The organism is Pseudochrobactrum sp. AO18b (assembly GCF_000409565.1).
Classification (GTDB): Bacteria; Pseudomonadota; Alphaproteobacteria; order Rhizobiales; family Rhizobiaceae; genus Pseudochrobactrum; species Pseudochrobactrum saccharolyticum.
The window spans coordinates 1-1,503 of sequence record NZ_ANNO01000219.1 but is presented as its reverse complement, the minus strand read 5'-3'; the positions used below and the strand labels follow the sequence as shown (position 1 = coordinate 1,503).

General features: G+C 54.5%; 2 protein-coding genes. One reads left to right on the top strand and one right to left on the bottom strand.

Features of this window, described 5'->3' with window-relative positions; genetic code table 11:
• Window positions 1-358 (bottom strand): MgtC/SapB family protein (locus A918_RS0109055; RefSeq protein WP_022710758.1); only part of this gene is annotated, 358 nt, incomplete at its 3' end.
• Window positions 359-576: 218 nt separating this feature from the next.
• Between A918_RS0109055 and A918_RS0109050 the strand changes: the two genes are divergently transcribed.
• Window positions 577-1,503 (top strand): VOC family protein (locus tag A918_RS0109050; protein WP_028233593.1); only part of this gene is annotated, 927 nt, incomplete at its 3' end.

The window sequence follows — 1,503 nt, the reverse complement described above, 5'->3', positions numbered from 1 at the left end:
GGGAAATCGCTGCATGGAGATAAAAACCCGCGCCGCACATAACACCGACTGCCGCCGAGCACCATAAAGTCGCGGCGGTATTCAGCCCGCGAACATTAAAACCTTCTTTGAAAATGATACCTGCGCCCAGAAAGCCGATACCGGAAACGATCTGTGCCGCCACGCGCGTCGGGCTGGTATCACCGTCAACCAGCGAGGCAAAAAGCACGAAAGTAGCGGCGCCAAGCGCCACAAGCGTATTGGTGCGCAGCCCTGCAAGCCTTTGCCGCCATTGCCGCTCAAAACCAATCATACCGCCGAGTATAAACGCGGCCGTGAGACTGGCGAATGTATGCAGAAGGCTTTCAACAGAACTCATAATCTCTCTCGTTTTTCCTTCTGATAACAGCGGCGTATCTCAGCTATATGAAGGGAATATTCCGCATAGCTGCATGCCAACAGCATCGGCAGCAGAACCCGCCCCGCCCGCAAGACGCAGTGTCCTGACTTTGTCCCTGTTTCCGGCAAGGCAGCGCCCTATATGGAAGATCAACAAGCCGGATCATTCCAATCTGCAAACCGGTATAGGAGGATATGATGTCACCCAACCTGACAGGTATTCATCACCTGACTGCGATCACCGCACAGGCGAAAGAAAACAAGAAATTCTACACTGATCTTCTCGGGATGCGACTGGTCAAGAAAACCGTCAATCAGGATGATACCAGTGCCTATCACCTGTTTTACGCCGACGGTCAGGCCTCCCCCGGCTCTGATCTCACTTTCTTCGACTGGCCGACTGCGCCGGAAAAACGCGGCACCCATTCCATCAGCCGCACTGGATTGCGCGTTTCCGGTCAGGACTCGCTGGAATATTGGCGTAAGCGACTGAGTGATGCGCATGTTCAGGCTGGTGATATTCAGCTCATCGACGGACGCGCCTCTCTGGATTTTGAGGATTTCGAAGGTCAGCGTTTCCGTTTGCTGGACGACGGTAAAACCGGTGAATCGCATCCTTGGGAGAAAAGCCTTGTTCCCACAGATCATCAGATCCGCGGCCTCGGCCCGATCACGATCAGTGTGCCGGATCTGAAATATACAGAGCCGTTTCTCATCAAACTGATGAATATACGCAAAATCCGCGACTATGCCTCACCGGATGGTCAGGGTCATGTCCATGTTTATGAAATGGGTGAAGGCGGACCGGCGGCTGAACTGCATGTAGCTGTGCAGCCTGATCTGCCTGCCGCGCAACAAGGTGCAGGTGCTGCCCATCACGTCGCGTTTCGCACACCGGATGAAGCCGGTATGCAGGAATGGCTGCGTGTGCTGAATGACCACAAGATCCGCTCTTCCGGCGAGATCGACCGGTTTTATTTCCGCTCGCTCTATTTCCGCGAAGGCAATGGTGTGTTGTTTGAAATCGCGACAGACGGGCCGGGCTTTGCAAGCGATGAGCCAATGGAAAGTCTGGGAGAGAGCCTCTCTCTGCCACCGTTTCTTGAAAGCCGCCGCGCTGCGATT